This is a genomic window from Tatumella sp. JGM130, assembly GCF_018257525.1.
Lineage (GTDB): Bacteria > Pseudomonadota > Gammaproteobacteria > Enterobacterales > Enterobacteriaceae > Tatumella > Tatumella punctata.
Map to the genome: position 1 here is coordinate 116,088 of NZ_JAERJS010000006.1, position 17,465 is coordinate 133,552.

Here is a 17,465-nt window from a genome sequence, read left to right on the forward strand (position 1 = left end):
CAGGAGCCAGTATGCCAAAACGTATCCAGTATAGCCGACATGGCGGACCAGAAGTGCTTGAATGGACAGACTTTACTCTGCCTGCCCCCGGTGATTATGACGTAGTTGTAGAAAATAAAGCGATCGGCATTAACTACATTGATACCTATTTTCGCAGCGGCTTGTACCCTTCACCCTGCCTGCCAGCCGGTCTGGGGACTGAAGCGGCAGGGGTGGTTCTCCGTACCGGACGTGCCGTCAGCCGGGTAAGTGCCGGGGACCGGGTGGTTTATGCCCAGTCAGCCGCCGGGGCCTACAGCGAACAACATATCGTTCATCAGGACCGGCTGGTGATCTTACCCGATAGCATTTCTTATCAGCAGGCTGCAGCCTCCTTTCTCAAGGGACTGACAGTACAGTATCTGTTACGCCAGACCTATCCGGTTACCGCGGGTGAAACCCTGCTGTTTCATGCCGCCGCCGGCGGGGTCGGATTAATTGCCTGCCAGTGGGCTAAAGCGCTGGGGGCAAAATTAATCGGTACCGTCGGGTCGGCAGAAAAAGCGCAAGCGGCGAAACAAGCCGGCGCGGTAGCAACCATTAACTACCGGCAGGAAGATATTGCGGCCCGTGTTCTGGCACTGACCGGAGGACAAAAAGTACCGGTGGTTTATGATTCCGTCGGCAATGATAGCTGGGAAGCGTCGCTGGATTGCCTGCAACGCCGCGGACTGATGGTCAGTTTCGGTAACTCATCCGGCCCTGTGACCGGGGTTAACCTGGGGATACTCAACCAGAAAGGCTCATTGTTCGTGACCCGGCCCTCCCTGTCCGGTTATATCACTACCGCCAGTGAACTGGATGCCGCCAGTCATGAATTATTTACCCTGTTAGCCAGTGGTGCGATTAAGGTCCCGGTCGCGGAATCTCAGAAATTCGCCCTGAAAGAGGCAGCCCTGGCACACCGGCAGCTGGAAAGCCGTGCCACACAAGGGTCAAGCCTGCTGATCCCCTGATAATCAGGCAGACATTAACGAAAAAGGGCTTCCCGGAGGAAGCCCTTACTTTTTTATTATAGTTCTCGCTGATGCAGGGACAGAGCGAGTAATTCCTGTGAACGACAGAAAGGATAATCGCAGATTTGGTCCGTGAAAAATATGTGCTGTTTCACATTTCCGGAGGATCACTGCCGGAAAGCATATTTTCAGAAAATAGCTTTACCCGCGCCGATTCATCCTGTTGATTTTTGACAGAATTTTATCATAACGTTCCCGTCCTGTCGTTGCCGGCCTGACAGTAAAAAAATGCTGATATATCCATGCAACTGCCACCGCCAGCAGTAACCAGGGCAACAGTTTAAATGCCATAAAGAAAATCCCCGATAACAGCATGATGACAGCAGCCACCAGCAGTGCTGCCAGAACGCTTATCACTGACACCCCTGCCAGTAACAACATCATAAAAAAGCCGGCAATAAAAAATACTTCCATGGTGAGCTCCTCCGCTGACCTGAATGATCCCGTTCACTGAGATAAACATAACAAGAATCGTGCCAGCCACGGAGGATAGTTAACTGACTGAAATACAGGATTAAGTAAAAATCTCCTCCGCTACCGAAGGTGTTAAAAAAACCAATAACTGGCGTGAAGTTAACAAAACCGGGGTCAGATACTTTACCGCGACTGTATTCAGCGATCGGCTACCAGGGATAAGGCCTTTTCCAGAACCCGTACATCGGCGCCTGGCTTGTGAGCATTTTCACTCAGGTGACGACGCCATTGTCTTGCGCCGGGGATCCCCTGAAACAGTCCCAGCATATGCCGGGTAATATGTCCCAGCCAGGTCCCTTGGCTGAGTTCTTTTTCGATATACGGATACATAGAGCGTACGACATCAGCGGCGTCCGCTGGCAGCATACCGGCACCGAAAATCTGACTATCCACCAGGGCCAGGAGACCGGGATTCTGATAGGCTTCCCGCCCCATCATGACACCGTCCAGATGCTGCAGGTGTGCCTGTGCTTCTTCAAGGGTTTTAACACCACCATTAATCCCGATACGCAGCTGCGGAAAATCCTGTTTCAGCTGATATACCCGCGGATAATCAAGGGGAGGCACTTCACGGTTCTCTTTCGGACTCAGGCCCGATAACCAGGCTTTACGCGCATGAATAGTGAAAGAGCGACAGCCACCCTGTTCAGCAACTGTACCGATAAAATCACACAGGAACCGGTAACTGTCCTGCTCATCGATACCGATACGGGTTTTCACTGTCACCGGGATACTCACCACCTGACGCATGGCATCGATACAGCGGGCAACCAGTGCCGCTTCGCCCATCAGGCAGGCACCAAAACGCCCGTTCTGAACCCGGTCAGACGGACACCCGACATTGAGGTTTATTTCATTGTAACCACGCTGTTCAGCAAGTTGTGCACATTGCGCCAGAGCGGCAGGATCACTGCCGCCTAATTGCAGTGCCACAGGGTGCTCTTCATCAGAATAGGCAAGGTAATCACCTTTACCATGAATAATGGCTCCGGTGGTCACCATTTCTGTATACAGCAACGTTTGTGCCGTCAGTTTACGATGGAAATAGCGGCAATGCCGGTCCGTCCAGTCAAGCATCGGGGCAATTGAGAAACGATCTGCAGGGAAAGGGGTCACCGGAGAAACCGTATCCTGCACAGAAGTCACGGGGTTGTCAGACTCAGGGGTATGAATTTTCATCAGGGAATAATTATGCGGTTAATTACGATTAATGGCGCCTATAATAGCACAAAATAACGTCACAACGGCTAGCTAAAACCCGGCCCCGTAAGGCTGAACGCTGTTTTACCGGCCAGCCTGAAACACACATCATCAACATTAAAACACCAGCCATGGTAAGATACCCCGTTATCGGAGACTTTTGTCGGAGAAAGCCATCATGCAACCTCAACTTCCTGCACAAATTCTTGCAGAGGCACAAAGCCTTTGTCAGAAACGTGGTGTGCGTATGACTTCCCAGCGTGCCGAAGTGCTGCGTCTGATGGCTGAACACTACGGTGCGATCAGCGCATATGATTTGCTGGATAAATTACGGGTCAGTGAACCTCAGGCTAAACCGCCAACCGTTTACCGCGCACTGGACTTCCTGCTGGAACAAGGGTTTATCCACCGTGTTGCTTCAAATAACAGCTATGTCGTCTGCCCGCATTTTGAACATCCGTCCCATACGTCGGTCATGCTGATCTGCGATAACTGTGCTTCTGTCAGCGAGCGTCACGCAGAAGGGGTGGAGCAATTGATCAGTACCCGGGCCAGACAGGCGGGGTTTATCCTGCGCCATAGTGTTATCGAAGCCCATGGTTTATGTGAAAAATGTGCCGAAGTTGCAGCCTGTGATGATCCTGACCATTGTCAGCATGACCACAAAGCAGAGCCGAAAAAACGTCCCGGCCGGTAATCTGCCGCTCCCGTAATTCAGTCGCTGAACCAGCTATTATTACGCTGATGGTAATGCCAGCGACGCCATAAGGTGACACCCCGCAGAACCATAAATACACAGATTGCCAGCCACAACCCGTGGTTACCCAGCCAGGGAACTGTACATAAAGTCAGACCATAACCGGCGGCCGCAATGGCCATACTGTTACGCATTTCCCGGCCGCGGGCGGCACCGACAAATAAGCCATCCAGCAGATAACTGCCTGCCGCGACCACTGGCAGAATAATCTGCCAGATAAGATAATGGCTGGCCAGTTGCCGGAGAGAGTGCAGAGATGTCAGCAGATCAATAATATACGGCCCGGCCAGCCCATAAAGCAGGGAAAAACCAACGGCAACCATCCCGGCCTGACGACAGGATGCATGCCAGACCTCATGCAGTTTACCGGCCGTTCTGGCACCATAGGCCTCACCGGATACTGCCTCCACGGCATACGCAAAACCATCCAGTGCATAGGATGTAAAAGTCAGAAACATCATCAGTAAGGCGTTCACCGCCACAATATCACTCCCCAGTCTCGCCCCGGTCATGGTCAGTGAGGCAAAACAGAGTTGTAATAACAGGGAACGCAGTAAAATATCCCGGTTTAGTCCCAGTAACCGTTTCATATCTCCCCGCCAGCCGTTAAGTAACATACGCCCTGTGATTTTCCGCTGTTTCAGAACACGCCATACCAGCAGCATACCCGTCAGCAGCGTGATATATTCGGCAATAACCGTCGCCGCCGCCGCGCCCCGGACCCCGAGATGCAGGTGCAGCACCAGCAGGAGTTCCAGCGCCAGATTGACCAGGTTGCCTGTCACCAGCAAAATCACCGGCGCACGGGCATATTGCACCCCCAGCAGCCAGCCGAGCAGTACCAGGTTAGCAAAGGTCGCTGGCGCACTCAGCCAGCGTACATCAATAAACTCACGAGCCTGTACCAGCGTTGCCGGATCACCGCCCATAATCCCGGTGGCTATATGACTGACAGGCTGACGCAGCAAAATAAACACCGCGCCGGCAATCAGGCTAATGAGCACCGGCTGCACCAGCGCCCTGGCCAGCAAGGTATTATTTTTTTTCCCCAGCGCCTGGGCGGTCATCCCGGTAGTGCTCATCCGCAGGAACAGCAATAACATAAACAGAAAGCTGGTTACGGTCGTCCCGATGGCCACACCACCAAGGTAAATGGCACTGCCGAGATGGCCAATCACCGCCGTATCCACCAGTCCTGTCAGTGGTACAGTGACATTTGACAGGATCATCGGTAATGCCAGCCGCCAGAGTTGCTTATCGGTAGAGCTAAGAAAAGACATGAATAATCCTGCAGGTCACATCGCAAAAGGCACAAAGAGAGACAATACGGGCACTATATGACAGCGGCATCAGTAAAACTAGCGGGCGCGGGAACAGGGGACAGTAAGGAACCGTCTGGCTGAGACATCTTACTCAGCCAGCAGGAGCAGAGGTGATCAGCGGCGGACTATAACCACTCGCCGTTACGGATAACGCCTACCGCCAGGCCTTCAACCGTCAGGTTTTGTTCGCGGATATCAACCACAATCGGCGAGAATTCGCTATTTTCGGGGAGCAGTTGCACAGTGTTACCCTGTTTTTTCCAGCGTTTCACTGTTACTTCGTCATCAATTCTTGCCACAACCACCTGACCATTACGGACATCCTGGGTTTTATGTACCGCCAGCAGATCGCCGTCCATAATACCGATATCTTTCATTGAGGTACCGCTGACCCTGAGCAGGAAATCCGCTGACGGTTTAAACAGCGCCGGATCAACCTGAAAATGGCTTTCAATATGCTGCTGGGCAAGCAGGGGCTCACCGGCAGCGACACGGCCGATCAGTGGTAATCCCTCGGTGGTTTCTTCTTCCATCAGCAGGCGAATACCCCGCGATGCCCCGGAGACGATTTCAATAACACCTTTACGCGCCAGAGCTTTCAGATGCTCTTCTGCGGCATTCGGGGAACGGAAACCCAGCTGGGACGCAATTTCTGCGCGCGTCGGCGGCATACCCGTCTGTTGAATATGGTCGCGAATCAGGTCATAGACCTGCTGTTGCCTGCTGGTTAATGCTTTCATCCCGCCCCCTGGTTGTTTATACAGTCGCTGTGAGTATATACAGGTATTTTCTAAATGGGAACCAAAAACCGTCATAAAACAAACAACTGTCGGTTAAGATCCCGCCACTCACCACCACTGCCATAACAGAGCGATCCAGACAAAAGCCGCCAGCAGCAATGCCAGAAACACCGCCGCCGAACCTAAGTCCTTCGCCCGGCCAGATAACGGATGAATTTCAGGCCCCAGCCGGTCCACAACCGCTTCAATCGCGCTGTTAAGGACTTCAACGATAACAACCAGCACCACCGAACCAATCAGCAGGATCCTGGTGACTGTATCCACATTCAGCCAGCAGGCAACAATCACCGCCACGACTGCCAGCACGGCTTCCTGCCGGAAGGCGGCTTCATGGTGCCAGGCCGCACGCAGTCCCTGCCATGAATAGCCCGCGGCTTTTACTATTCTCCGCCATCCGCCTGTCGTACCCGCCATCACGGTTTACTCCTTTTATGATAAAAATTACCGTTATATCAGGATACGATTCGTTGTATCCTCACAGATCTTCTTTGTAGTTTCTGGTATGCTTGCGCCGCTTTGCTAACAGTAAGAGGCCGCAGATTTGTCTATGTCAGGTTGGCGTAAACTTTATTATAAATTACTCAGTTTTCCATTATCTTTGCTGGTTAAGAGCAAAGTTATCCCGGAAGATCCTTTCTCCGAACTGGGGCTGGATCCGACCCGGCCCATTATCTATGTATTCCCGTATGATTCCAAAGCGGATCTTCTGGCGATGCGTGCCCAATGCCTGCAGCATGATCTGCCGGATCCGTTACAGCCGGTGGAAATCGATGGTCATTTTTTACCCCGTCATGTATTTATCCACGATGGACCACGGTTACTGCCCTATTTCACTCCGAATCAGGAAACGGTAAAAATCTTCCATGATTACCTCGACCTGCACCGCAATAATCCGGCTCTGGATGTTCAGCTGGTGCCGGTATCGGTGATGTTCGGCCGCGCGCCTGGTAAAGAAGTTCAGGGAGCACAGGCGCCGTTCCTGCGTGAACTTAACGGAATACAGAAGTTCTTTGCCATTCTCTGGCTGGGACGCGATAGTTTTGTCCGGTTCTCACCCAAGGTTTCTCTGCGTCAGATGGCAGATGAACACGGTACCGATCAATCCATCGCCCATAAATTATCCCGTGTGGCCCATATCCATTTTTCACGGCAACGGCTGGCGGCGGTCGGACCGCGTTTACCGGCCCGGCAGGATCTGTTTAATAAACTGCTGCAGTCAAAAGCGATTGCCAAAGCGGTAGAAGATGAAGCCCGTAGCAAGAAAGTGTCCTACGATACGGCACAGAAAAATGCGGTCGCGATGATGGAAGAGATCGCTGCCGATTTCTCCTATGAAGCCATTCGTATCACCGACCGTGTGATGGGCTGGCTGTGGAGCCGGTTGTATAAAGGAATTAATGTCAGTGGCGGCGAACGTATCCGCCAGCTGGCACAGGATGGCCACGAACTGGTGTATGTCCCCTGCCACCGCAGCCATATGGACTATCTGTTACTTTCCTATGTGCTTTATCATCAGGGACTGGTTCCCCCGCATATTGCCGCGGGTATTAACCTGAATTTCTGGCCTGCCGGCCCGGTCTTTCGTCGCCTGGGGGCATTCTTTATCCGCCGTACTTTTAAAGGCAACAAGCTCTATTCAACCGTGTTCCGCGAGTACCTGGGTGAACTGTTCAGCCGCGGCTATTCGGTCGAATACTTCGTTGAAGGCGGACGGTCACGTACCGGACGCTTGCTGGAGCCCAAAACCGGTACCCTGAGCATGACCTTGCAGGCCATGCTGCGTGGCGGTAACCGGCCAATTACTCTGGTGCCGATTTATATTGGCTATGAGCATGTGATGGAAGTCGCGACCTACGCCAAGGAGCTGCGGGGAGCGACCAAAGAAAAAGAGAGCCTGCTGCAGATGCTGCGTGGTTTACGCAAACTGCGTAATCTGGGCCAGGGGTATGTGAACTTCGGTGAACCCTTGCCGCTGGTTAACTATCTGAATAACCAGGTGCCGGAATGGCGTGACGATATCGATCCGATAGAGCCACAACGTCCGGCGTGGATGACGCCGGTGGTTAATGACATTGCCCGCAAAGTGATGGTGCGGATCAATAACGCCGGGGCCGCAAATGCCATGAACCTGTGTGTTACCGCATTACTGGCTTCTCCGCAGCGTTCACTGACCCGTGAACAACTGCTGGAACAGCTGGAGTGTTACAGCCAGTTATTACGTAATGTGCCGTACAGTGAAGGGACCACCATCCCGGATATGTCTGCCGAAGACTTGCTTAGCCATGCTGTAAGTATGAACAAGTTCACCACTGAGCACGATAATATCGGGGATATGATCATATTGCCGAAAGAGCAGGCGGTTCTGATGACCTATTACCGGAACAATATCCTGCACTTACTGGTAATGCCATCCCTGATTGCCGCCATAATTCATCAGCACGGGACTATTCGTAAAGATGAGCTGCAGCGGGAAGTGGCACTGATTTATCCGCTGCTGAAAAGTGAGCTTTTCCTGCACTGGGAAGCTGAGCAACTGCCGGAGGTTGTCCGCGATCTGTGTCAGGAACTGGTCAGTCAGTCGCTGATCCGCAGTGACGGCGAACATTATGCAGTGCATAAACCGCGTTCGCGGGTACTGGGACTGCTGGCGGCAGGAATCCGGGAAACCCTGCAGCGTTATGCCATCACCTTCGCCATCCTGAATGCGAAACCCGCGATTAACCGTGGTACCCTGGAAAAAGAGAGCCGTACCCTGGCACAACGTTTATCGGTACTGCACGGAATTAACGCGCCGGAGTTCTTCGATAAAGCGGTATTCTCCGGGTTAGTGCTGACATTACGGGATGAAGGCTATATCAGTGATAAAGACGATTCTGAACCGGAAAAAACCCGTGGTATGCGTCAGATCCTGCTTGATTTGACAAGCAGCGATGTCCGCCAGACTATCGAAAACGGTATTGCCTCTGATCAGGAATAGCCGGATAAAAAAGGGCGCCCCGTGAACGGAGCGCCCTTTTCTTTTAGGTTGCCGGTTACATCAGATTAATAAACGGCAGGGTACTCAGTACAATTCCGCCAAAAATTACCAGCCCGACATAGTTATTATTCAGGAATGCCTGAAAGCAGGCATCGCGGTTGCGTCCGGCCACCAGCCGTTGCTGATAAATAAAAAATCCTGCGGCGATCACCAGCGACAGATAATACCAGCCATTCAGGCTCAGCAACTGACCGGACACGGCCAGCAGAACCAGCGTAGTTATCTGCAGTAAACCAATAATCAGTTTATCGTGACGCCCGAATAATACGGCCGTCGATTTCACCCCAATTTTCAGGTCATCATCGCGATCAACCATGGCATAAAAGGTGTCATAGGCCACTGTCCAGCACACATTCGCCAGGAAAATCAGCCAGCATGCCAGAGATAACTCCCCGCTGACGGCCATCCACGCCATTGGAATTGCCCAGCCAAACGCAGCTCCCAGCACGACCTGAGGCAGATGGGTATAACGTTTCATAAACGGATAAGCGCTGGCCAGCACCAGCCCGCCCACAGATAACAGTACCGTCCGGGTGCCCATCGTCAGTACCAGCAGAAAAGCCACCACCACCAGTGTCAGAAACAGCCCTTTCGCTTCATTCTCTGTGACCTGGCCCGCAGGCAGCGGCCGCAGACGGGTACGCTTTACATGCCCGTCCACATTTCTGTCTGCATAATCATTAATAACACATCCGGCGGCGCGCATAACAATCACCCCGAGGACAAAAACCACCAGCACTGAAAAAGGCGGCAATGTCTGTCCGGCCAGCCATAAAGCCCACAGGGTTGGCCATAACAGCAGCAAAGTACCGATGGGTTTATCAATACGCATCAGGCGCATATACGCCCGGAATTTCGATATTTTTACAGAATCGTGCACAGTTTCGGTCATCCTTTAGCTCCGGCCAGATACAACGGAGATAACGGTAAAAAAGTCTCGGTTAACATCAGGGGTTTTCCTGAAAGACGTAATAATGAATATCGGCCCCATAAATCATCATTTTTTCCAGGCAGAATAAAATCACGACTTAATAACGGCGAAGAGAATAAGTAACGGCCCAGCGGACACTCTCCCAGTGACGTCAGGGCCAGCTCAGGCCCGCTGAGGGTCGACTCAGGTAATACCGTACGTCCGGCCAGCCAGGGGACGCCATCACCATATAAAATGATGTCACGCAGCCAGTAGCTCTGGTGGCGATCAAAACCGGCATAGTCTTGTTCATGAGGCAATAATGAGCGGTATTCGATAAACCCCTCACTGACCACACCTACGCTGATGTTCTGACAATACGCTTCCAGCCGGGCTGTCATTGATTGTTCCTCAAACAGCCAGCACCTTATATCAGGGGGGATTTCAGGGGCTGAGGGCTGCATCCAGTGCAGCTGATACAGTTTAAGGCGTTCCTGTATACACATTCGGGTTTCCGGAAATCAGTTGATATCGCTCTGTACTGTCCCGGACAAGGCACAGATACAGAGCATTTCACCGGCACACTATAGCAGACTGATGCCCGCTAAGCAGGATCTTCTGCCGCCAGTCCTGTCGGCCGTTAATATACCGGTAGCAGAACCGATCATTATTCTCTTTTCAGACGTTTCGAGTTAGCCAGCCATAACGTACCGACCAGAATCAATAATGCCGCTGAATAGCATAACGTATCTAAAGGATTGCGATGGTCAACAATGATTAAACGAATAATAGCTGTCACACCGATATAAATAAAATACCGCAGCGGGAAATGGAATCCGGACTGAAAATACTTAACAATCAATGCAATAAATTCGAAGTACAGAAAATAAATAACAATGCCTTCAATCAGCAGATAAGAAGATGATTCTTCACCCGTATGAAACAACACATTGGCCAGGTGTAATGTTTCTTTCCCCAAAAAGATCACCAGAATAATAGCCAGCGTAATCAGGCCAATATTCAGTACCCACTGTAAAACCGTCGCAATAATACCGCCTAAAGACGATTTTGGCGCCTTCTCTGATGTATCCATCTGCTCCCCGCAAAAAATACAATTCACTGCATGTCGTTACTGGAATAACCCGCACCATAGTGGTTCCGGATGGCAGTTACCTTGCGCCACTGTCGGTGAAGATAAAAAGGCGGCATGACTGCCGCCGGGTCAGACAATGACCACTGAGCTTAACGCCACTCTTTATAGCGGTTAATCAGGCCATTGGTCGAGCTGTCATGACTGGTTACAGCATCGGGTCCGGTCAGCTCTGGCAGAATGCGGTTAGCCAGCTGTTTTCCGAGTTCCACCCCCCACTGGTCAAAGCTGAAGATATTCAGAATCGCCCCCTGGGTGAAAATTTTATGCTCATACAGGGCAATCAGTGCTCCCAGCGAGTAAGGCGTCATTTCACGCAGCAGGATAGAGTTGGTCGGACGGTTACCTTCAAACACTTTAAACGGCACAATATGGGCCACTTCTGCTGCCGTTTTGCCTGCATCAGCAAACTCTTGCTCCACCACTGCCTGTGATTTACCAAATGCCAGCGCCTCAGTCTGAGCAAAGAAGTTAGACAACAGCTTCGGATGGTGGTCACTGAGCGGATTGTGGCTGATGGCCGGTGCAATAAAATCACAAGGAATGATTTTGGTACCCTGATGAATCAGCTGGTAGAACGCATGCTGGCCGTTGGTTCCCGGTTCACCCCAGATAACCGGCCCGGTCTGGTAATCTGCCACCTCACCATTACGATCGACATATTTCCCGTTAGACTCCATATTCCCCTGCTGGAAATAGGCGGCAAAACGGTGCATATACTGATCATAAGGCAGGATAGCTTCGGTTTCGGTGCCGTAAAAGTTGTTATACCACAGACCAATCAGCGCCAGCAGCACAGGCAGGTTCTTTTCTGCCGGTGTATTGGCGAAGTGCTGGTCCATGCCATGGGCACCACTCAGTAACTGTTCAAAATTGTCAAAACCGACAGACAGGATAATCGACAGACCGATAGCCGACCATAACGAATAACGGCCACCGACCCAGTCCCAGAATTCGAACATATTGTCCGTATCGATACCGAATTCAGAAACGGCTTTTCCATTGGTCGAGAGGGCGGCGAAGTGGCTGGCGACCTGCTTTTCATCACCGGCACTGGCCAGGAACCAGTCACGGGCACTGTGGGCATTGGTCATTGTTTCCTGGGTGGTAAAGGTTTTTGATGCAACCAGGAATAACGTGGTTTCAGGGTTCAGGGGACGTAAGGTTTCAGCTATATGGGTTCCATCAACATTCGAGACGAAATGCATATTCAGATGGTTTTTGTAAGGACGTAATGCCTCCGTCACCATAAATGGCCCTAAGTCAGAACCACCGATACCAATATTAACCACATCGGTAATGGCTTTCCCCGTATAACCTTTCCATTCGCCGCTGATAATGCGCTCAGAGAAATGTTTCATTTTCTGCAGAACCGCATTGACCGCGGGCATAACATCTTTACCGTCCAGCAGGATCGGCGTGTTGCTGCGGTTACGCAGAGCAACATGCAGCACTGCACGATCTTCGGTACGGTTAATTTTTTCACCGGAAAACATGGAGGCAATTGCGCCGCTCAGATCAGTCTCTTTCGCCAGGGCGAGTAATTTGTCCAGCGTTTCACGCGTGATACGGTTCTTAGAAAAATCGACCAGGATTTGATCTTCAAATGTCGCCGAAAACTCAGCGAATCGCTGAGGGTCACGGGCAAAAAGATCAGCAATACTCACATCTTTCATGGCAGAGAAATGCTGTTGCAGCGCTTTCCATGCCTCAGTTTGTGTCGGATTAATATTTTTCATAACAACACTCTTATTGATTAATGAACTGTGAATCTGGCTTTAGTATAAATTCACCCGCGCCATGCTGACAGCGGAGATACATGGCCACAGCGTGAAACTATGCTCAAACAAATACCTGCCGCAGTCACCAGCCCTTCCGGCAGAAGGATGACTCTCAGTATGACGATTCTTACTGTTGAAAGGAAAAAATTTATGCGCTTACCGCACCTGACGGTATTGATGACCGCCAGATCCCGCTCAGTGCGCTGTGGTCCGTGATACCATCCTCAGGAGTTATCGTCTTGTTCGAAGGTGCGCCGCGTAAAAAGGCCAGATAATCTGAAGTTTGCCGGGATGTTAATCAGCTGAGTGCAAAATAATACTTATGTAACGGATAGCCGTTGACAGGCAGCCGATTACGGGATATTTCTAAAGAAGTTCTTACGTATTCTACGTAGACCAGAAGAGGCGCGTCACCCAGGCAGTATGTCAGAGGAACCGTATCCACAGACGACATATCAGGGGGAGTGACGCCGAGGCTGCAAACATGCGGTATGTTTGTTCGTCGACCACAGGGGCTGAATCCTCTGGGTTGTCACTGTCGTAACGTTTATAATAAAACGTTTAACAAGGTGGGGCGCTTCTGGCTGACTCGTTGTCCTGTCACACCAGTCTGCCTGTTTTTGTCCTCCCTTGTGCTAAAGGCTGAATTAAAGATCCTGACACGAGGCTGTTTTGCATGTCCCAATCCGCATTAATCGTTGCTAAATTTGGCGGAACCAGCGTGGCTGATTTCGATGCCATGAACCGCAGCGCTGATATCGTATTATCCCGTTCTGACGTTAAACTGGTGGTGCTTTCAGCCTCTGCCGGTGTTACCAATTTGCTGGTTACGCTGTCTGAAGGCCAGCCGGTGACCGTGCGTCAACAGTTACTGGAAAAACTGGCCCGGATTCAGTATGCCATTGTGGATAAACTGCGTGCAGCCGTAGTCATCCGTGAAGAAGTCAGTCGTATCCTGGAAAATATTGCACTGCTGGCGGATAAAGCAGCCTTAACGCCTTCCGCCTGTCTGGCCGATGAATTAGTCAGTCACGGCGAATTATTATCAACATTATTATTTAGCGAAATTATCCGTGAACGCGGTGTGCCGGTGCAGTGGTTTGACGTGCGGCGGGTAATGAAGACCAGTAACCGCTTCGGACATGCAGAACCGGATATCGCTGCGCTGGCAGAGCTGTCGGATAGCGTGCTGACCCCTCTGATAACGGAGTCACTGGTGATCACCCAGGGGTTTATCGGTTGCGAGGCCGGCGGATTGACAACCACCCTTGGCAGAGGTGGCAGTGATTATACGGCTGCATTACTCGGCGAAGCATTGAAAGCACAACGTATTGATATCTGGACGGATGTTCAGGGCATTTATACTACCGACCCACGAATTGTTCCGACCGCCAAACGTATTGATGAAATAACCTTTGAAGAAGCCGCCGAAATGGCGACCTTCGGAGCCAGAGTTCTGCACCCTGCAACCTTACTGCCGGCCGTACGTAATGATATTCCGGTCTTTGTCGGTTCCAGCCAGGCCCCTGAGGGGGGCGGAACCATCGTCTATAATCAGACCCGCCAACAGCCGCTGTTTCGTGCTGTCACCCTGCGCCGGAATCAGACATTACTGACCCTGCATAGCCTGAATATGCTCCATGCCCGTGGTTTCCTGGCCGAAGTATTTGCTATCCTGGCGCGGCATGATATTTCCGTCGATCTGGTTACCACCTCGGAAGTCAGTGTCGCCCTGACCCTGGATACCACCGGTTCGACCTCGCACCATGGAAGTTTACTGACCACGGGATTATTAACAGAGTTGTCATCGTTATGCAGAGTCGAAGTGGAAGAGAATCTGTCTCTGGTCGCACTGATCGGTAATCAGCTGACACAGTCGCAGGGAATAGGTAAAGAAGTGTTCGGCGTGATGGAACAGTTCAGTTTGCGGATGATCTGCTACGGTGCCAGTAACTATAACTTATGTTTCCTGGTCCCGGGCAACGACGCTGAACACGCTGTCCGGACGCTGCATCAGCATATTTTCGAGTAACTCTCTCCGGACAGGTCATGAAAATGCTCTGTGGTCTGTCCGGTTTTCTGAACCATTTGCTACCCTGTCCGCGAAACCACAGATCATTCACTGAGTTTTCTGCGCTTTACAGCACAAATCATGAAGTTTTCCTGCCCCCCTGTTGTCATCAGATCGAAATGTTATGATCGACGGTTACCTGTCAATACGCTAAAGACGCTGTTCTGTGGCATGCCCGCGGAACGCATCCGGCTAAAAATAATAAGGAATTCTGGTTATGCTCGCCAACATTACCCGCCTGTTTCCCCTATGGGCCATTCTGCTGTCGGTGGCAGCCTATTATTCACCGGCAACTTTTCTGCCTATCGGCCCCGGAGTCAGCGAACTGTTAATGCTCATTATGTTCGGGATGGGTGTGACCCTGAGTGTTGACGATTTCAAACGGGTACTGACCCGTCCGGCGCCGGTGCTGGCCGGTACTTTTCTGCACTATTTCGTTATGCCGCTGGCCGCCTGGGGGCTGGCGAAGTTATTCCATATGCCTCCGGATTTATCTGCGGGCATGATTCTGGTCGGCAGTGTGGCCAGTGGTACTGCCTCGAATGTCATGATCTATCTGGCTAAAGGGGATGTGGCCCTGTCAGTGACTATTTCTTCGGTCTCGGCACTGGTCGGTGTTATCGCCACCCCGCTGCTGACCCGGCTGTATGTCGATACCCATATTCAGGTGGATGTCGCCGGCATGCTGTGGAGTATCGTAAAAATCGTTCTTATTCCGATCGGGCTGGGGCTGATAGTTCACCACAGCCTGACTGCGCAGGTGAAAAAAGCAGAACCCTATCTGCCGGTATTCTCAATGCTGTGTATTTTGCTGATTATCAGTGCGGTTGTCGCCGGCAGCCAGCCATTTATTGGCTCGGTCGGGCTGATGGTGATTGCGGCCGTGATCCTGCATAACGCTATTGGCCTGCTCGGCGGCTACTGGGGCGGAAAACTGTTCGGATTTGATGAATCCACCTGCCGGACACTGGCCCTGGAAGTGGGCATGCAGAATTCAGGGCTGGCAGCGACCTTAGGTAAACTCTATTTTTCCCCGCTGGCCGCCTTACCCGGTGCACTGTTTTCCGTATGGCATAACCTGTCAGGTTCACTGCTGTCAGGCTACTGGTCCGGTAAACCGGCAGATAAAAAATAACCTGGTAAAATGTGATGCCGGAGGACCGGCATCACTGGCTTAGTCACGGTTATCATCCGGCTCTGGCTGTTCAAGTACACTGTAGGCAACCGCACAGAACAGGGAGTTCAGACGTTTCATCTCCCCCAGTAATCCGAGGTGCAGAGAACTGGTTTCGATACTCTGTACATTTTGCAGATGTAACCGGTTAACGTGCGCCAGAGAGTAGCGCTGGTTAAGAATACGAAAACGATGTTTAGCCCGCCGCAGCCGCTTTGCGGTCTGTATATCCTGTGAAATAAAGACCGACAGACTGAGATGTAAATTTTTCAATAGCTGTTCCTGCAGCGTATCCAGTTCCTGCATACCATCCGCAGAAAATGGCCGGTGGGCAGCCAGCGATTTCGCGGCGACATCCGCCGACATCCGCTCAATAATATCGCCGGCCTGTTCAAGATTTACCGCCAGATCGATAATCTCAGCCCAGCGCCTGGAGTCCTGCTCAGCCAGATCTTCCTTTGGCATCTGTGCCAGATAGAGTTTAATGGCGGTATAGAGTACATCCACATCATCATCCAGCCGCCGGACCGTTCTTTCCTCGCGTACTTCACCGTGCATCACCTTTGTCAGAGTCTGCAGCATCTGTTCCAGCACATCTCCGATACGCAGAGTCTCACGGGCGGCATTGACCAGCGCCAGCGCTGGCGTATCCAGAGCACTGTAGTCCAGATGCTTTGGCTTCAGGCGCAGATCATTGTCCACATCATCATTTATCAGCCGGGTACATAACCGCGCCATCGCTCCGCTGAAGGGAACCAGTGCCAGGCAGCGAATAACGTTGTAGAACACATGAAATGAAATCACCAGTTCCGCATCACTCATCGGAACATGTGACAGCGCACTGGCGATCAGATTGATAAAGGGCAGAATAATAATACAGCCAATCAGCTTAAACAGCAGGCTGCCGAGAGCCACCCGCTTCCCTGCCGCGTTGGAGCGACTATTGTTGATCATCGCCAGCAGGCCACTGCCAAAGTTAGCGCCAATCACCAGGCAAAGGGCCACTTTGAATGAAATAACATCGGTCGCGGTCAGGGTAGCGGTTATCAGCACGGCAGCCAGGCTGGAATAACTGATAATGGCAAAGACTGCCCCCACCAGCGCATCAAGAATAATATCGCCGGTCAGGGACGAGAACAGTACCTGAACGCCGGCCGCCTGGGTAATCGGGTGTGAGGCCTGAACAATCAGTTGCAGTGCCAGTAAAATAAGCCCCAGTCCAATCCCGGTGCGCCCTATTTGTCCCAGCCGGGTCTGTTTACGGCTAAGAAAGAAGGTCACCCCGATAAAAATAAACAACGGTGACAACCAGGACAGGTCAAACGTCAGAATACGCGCCATAATGGCTGTCCCGACATCGGCACCCAGTACCACCACCAGCGCAGGGGTCAGACTCATCAGGTTCTGTGACACAAATGAAGTCACCAGCAAGGTCGTCGCGTTACTGCTTTGTACCAGCGCGGTAACACCAATCCCGGCCAGGAAAGCCATCGGCTTTTTTTCGACACTGCGGCTGATGACCCGCCGCAGATCAGCGCCATACACCCGCATAATGCCGGTACGGACAATATGTGTCCCCCAGACAAGTAACGCGATTGCTGATAATAAATTTAATAAAGTTAACATGTTAAGGTTACTCCTTTTCCGTCACGTTGCCGGTAACTTCAGCGGAAACGTGTCGTGCTCCTCTGGCCGGACAACCGTCAGAATAACATTCTGCATGGCCGGACAATC

General features: G+C 51.7%; 15 protein-coding genes and 1 riboswitch. Of the genes, 5 read left to right on the forward strand and 10 right to left on the reverse strand.

Annotated features, from left to right (window positions below; translation table 11 throughout):
• Positions 1–11: 11 nt before the first annotated feature.
• Positions 12–995: an NADPH:quinone reductase gene (locus JK211_RS04770; RefSeq protein ID WP_212707530.1), complete on the forward strand. Its 984-nt coding sequence runs from the start codon at positions 12–14 to the stop codon at positions 993–995.
• A 201-nt stretch (positions 996–1,196) separates the two neighbouring features.
• Here the strand turns inward: JK211_RS04770 and pspG are convergent, their stop codons facing one another.
• A complete protein-coding gene (pspG, locus tag JK211_RS04775) occupies positions 1,197–1,469 on the reverse strand; it encodes an envelope stress response protein PspG (protein WP_212707531.1) in 273 nt (90 codons plus the stop codon).
• Positions 1,470–1,667: 198 nt separating this feature from the next.
• Complete coding sequence (dusA, locus tag JK211_RS04780; RefSeq protein WP_212707532.1) at positions 1,668–2,708, reverse strand: tRNA dihydrouridine(20/20a) synthase DusA; 1,041 nt, start codon at positions 2,706–2,708, stop codon at positions 1,668–1,670.
• Positions 2,709–2,907: 199 nt separating this feature from the next.
• Here dusA and zur point away from each other — a divergent pair, with 199 nt between their 5' ends.
• Positions 2,908–3,426, forward strand: coding sequence for a zinc uptake transcriptional repressor Zur (zur, locus tag JK211_RS04785; protein ID WP_212707533.1), 519 nt, complete (start codon positions 2,908–2,910; stop codon positions 3,424–3,426).
• Between the two features lie 17 nt (positions 3,427–3,443).
• Here zur and dinF read toward each other — a convergent pair whose 3' ends face one another.
• From dinF to JK211_RS04800, 3 genes are all read right to left on the reverse strand, one after another.
• Positions 3,444–4,766 (reverse strand): MATE family efflux transporter DinF, encoded by a 1,323-nt coding sequence (gene dinF / locus JK211_RS04790; RefSeq protein ID WP_212707534.1) that lies wholly within the window; start codon positions 4,764–4,766, stop codon positions 3,444–3,446.
• Between the two features lie 167 nt (positions 4,767–4,933).
• Positions 4,934–5,548, reverse strand: coding sequence for a transcriptional repressor LexA (lexA, locus tag JK211_RS04795; protein WP_212707535.1), 615 nt, complete (start codon positions 5,546–5,548; stop codon positions 4,934–4,936).
• Between the two features lie 108 nt (positions 5,549–5,656).
• Positions 5,657–6,022, reverse strand: a complete 366-nt coding sequence (locus JK211_RS04800) for a diacylglycerol kinase (RefSeq protein ID WP_212707536.1) — start codon at positions 6,020–6,022, stop codon at positions 5,657–5,659.
• A gap of 133 nt (positions 6,023–6,155) precedes the next feature.
• On the opposite strand from JK211_RS04800, the gene plsB reads away from it, so the two are divergent.
• Entirely contained in the window at positions 6,156–8,585 is a 2,430-nt protein-coding gene (gene plsB / locus JK211_RS04805) for a glycerol-3-phosphate 1-O-acyltransferase PlsB (protein ID WP_212707537.1), read from the forward strand.
• 55 nt (positions 8,586–8,640) lie between these two features.
• Here the strand turns inward: plsB and ubiA are convergent, their stop codons facing one another.
• From ubiA to pgi, 4 genes are all read right to left on the reverse strand, one after another.
• The gene (gene ubiA, locus JK211_RS04810; protein WP_249213041.1) at positions 8,641–9,537 is read right to left on the reverse strand and encodes a 4-hydroxybenzoate octaprenyltransferase; all 897 of its coding nucleotides are present in this window, start codon (positions 9,535–9,537) and stop codon (positions 8,641–8,643) included.
• Positions 9,534–10,061, reverse strand: a complete 528-nt coding sequence (gene ubiC / locus JK211_RS04815; RefSeq protein ID WP_212707538.1) for a chorismate lyase — start codon at positions 10,059–10,061, stop codon at positions 9,534–9,536. Before ubiC ends, ubiA begins: the two co-directional genes overlap by 4 nt.
• Positions 10,062–10,222: 161 nt before the next feature.
• On the reverse strand, positions 10,223–10,648 hold the full coding sequence (gene psiE, locus JK211_RS04820) for a phosphate-starvation-inducible protein PsiE (RefSeq protein ID WP_212707539.1): 426 nt from the start codon (positions 10,646–10,648) through the stop codon (positions 10,223–10,225).
• Positions 10,649–10,797: 149 nt separating this feature from the next.
• The gene (gene pgi / locus JK211_RS04825) at positions 10,798–12,444 is read right to left on the reverse strand and encodes a glucose-6-phosphate isomerase (RefSeq protein ID WP_212707540.1); all 1,647 of its coding nucleotides are present in this window, start codon (positions 12,442–12,444) and stop codon (positions 10,798–10,800) included.
• A 434-nt stretch (positions 12,445–12,878) separates the two neighbouring features.
• Positions 12,879–13,074, forward strand: a riboswitch (Lysine riboswitch).
• Positions 13,075–13,162: 88 nt separating this feature from the next.
• On the opposite strand from pgi, the gene lysC reads away from it, so the two are divergent.
• Positions 13,163–14,518 carry a lysine-sensitive aspartokinase 3 gene (gene lysC / locus JK211_RS04830; protein ID WP_212707541.1) on the forward strand — a complete coding sequence of 452 codons (1,356 nt, stop codon included), beginning with the start codon at positions 13,163–13,165 and terminating at the stop codon, positions 14,516–14,518.
• Positions 14,519–14,774: 256 nt separating this feature from the next.
• Complete coding sequence (gene panS, locus JK211_RS04835) at positions 14,775–15,692, forward strand: bile acid:sodium symporter family protein (protein ID WP_212707542.1); 918 nt, start codon at positions 14,775–14,777, stop codon at positions 15,690–15,692.
• 39 nt (positions 15,693–15,731) lie between these two features.
• On the opposite strand, the gene JK211_RS04840 is transcribed toward panS, so the two are convergent.
• Entirely contained in the window at positions 15,732–17,357 is a 1,626-nt protein-coding gene (locus JK211_RS04840) for a Na/Pi cotransporter family protein (protein WP_212707543.1), read from the reverse strand.
• Positions 17,358–17,465: the final 108 nt, after the last annotated feature.

Excerpts from the sequence above, each read along its gene's own strand:
- lexA (WP_212707535.1), bottom strand. The coding sequence starts at position 5,548 with ATGAAAGCATTAACCAGCAGGCAACAGCAGGTCTATGACCTGATTCGC.
- ubiA (WP_249213041.1), bottom strand. The coding sequence starts at position 9,537 with ATGACCGAAACTGTGCACGATTCTGTAAAAATATCGAAATTCCGGGCG.
- zur (WP_212707533.1), top strand. The coding sequence starts at position 2,908 with ATGCAACCTCAACTTCCTGCACAAATTCTTGCAGAGGCACAAAGCCTT.
- psiE (WP_212707539.1), bottom strand. The coding sequence starts at position 10,648 with ATGGATACATCAGAGAAGGCGCCAAAATCGTCTTTAGGCGGTATTATT.
- JK211_RS04770 (WP_212707530.1), top strand. The coding sequence starts at position 12 with ATGCCAAAACGTATCCAGTATAGCCGACATGGCGGACCAGAAGTGCTT.
- dusA (WP_212707532.1), bottom strand. The coding sequence starts at position 2,708 with ATGAAAATTCATACCCCTGAGTCTGACAACCCCGTGACTTCTGTGCAG.
- JK211_RS04840 (WP_212707543.1), bottom strand. The coding sequence starts at position 17,357 with ATGTTAACTTTATTAAATTTATTATCAGCAATCGCGTTACTTGTCTGG.
- lysC (WP_212707541.1), top strand. The coding sequence starts at position 13,163 with ATGTCCCAATCCGCATTAATCGTTGCTAAATTTGGCGGAACCAGCGTG.
- pgi (WP_212707540.1), bottom strand. The coding sequence starts at position 12,444 with ATGAAAAATATTAATCCGACACAAACTGAGGCATGGAAAGCGCTGCAA.
- pspG (WP_212707531.1), bottom strand. The coding sequence starts at position 1,469 with ATGGAAGTATTTTTTATTGCCGGCTTTTTTATGATGTTGTTACTGGCA.
- dinF (WP_212707534.1), bottom strand. The coding sequence starts at position 4,766 with ATGTCTTTTCTTAGCTCTACCGATAAGCAACTCTGGCGGCTGGCATTA.
- ubiC (WP_212707538.1), bottom strand. The coding sequence starts at position 10,061 with ATGTGTATACAGGAACGCCTTAAACTGTATCAGCTGCACTGGATGCAG.
- plsB (WP_212707537.1), top strand. The coding sequence starts at position 6,156 with ATGTCAGGTTGGCGTAAACTTTATTATAAATTACTCAGTTTTCCATTA.
- panS (WP_212707542.1), top strand. The coding sequence starts at position 14,775 with ATGCTCGCCAACATTACCCGCCTGTTTCCCCTATGGGCCATTCTGCTG.
- JK211_RS04800 (WP_212707536.1), bottom strand. The coding sequence starts at position 6,022 with ATGGCGGGTACGACAGGCGGATGGCGGAGAATAGTAAAAGCCGCGGGC.